This is a genomic window from Chryseobacterium sp. SIMBA_028 (genome assembly GCF_046535285.1).
Lineage (GTDB): Bacteria > Bacteroidota > Bacteroidia > Flavobacteriales > Weeksellaceae > Chryseobacterium.
On sequence record NZ_JAWRWZ010000805.1, the window covers coordinates 1 to 238 of the forward strand.

General features: G+C 64.7%; 1 protein-coding gene. It reads left to right on the forward strand.

Going from position 1 to position 238, the window contains the following annotated elements:
• Window positions 1-238 (forward strand): RNA polymerase sigma factor (locus SCA31_RS25455; RefSeq protein WP_410699707.1); only part of this gene is annotated, 238 nt, incomplete at both ends.

Below are 238 nucleotides of genomic sequence, written 5' to 3' on the forward strand. Positions count from 1 at the left end.
GGCATCAAGGCGAGACTAAAGAGCCCTTTGAGGCGGTGGTCCAGGCACAAGGGGCAACCGTCCTTCGAGTGTGCCGGGCCATCCTCGGATTGCATGACGCCGATGACGCTTGGTCTGAAACCTTCCTGGCCGCCTTGCAGGCTTACCCTGCCCTGGCGCCGGAAGCGACTCTGGAAGCGTGGCTAGTCACCATCGCCCACCGCAAATGCATCGACCACCTGCGCGCCCGAGGCCGGCG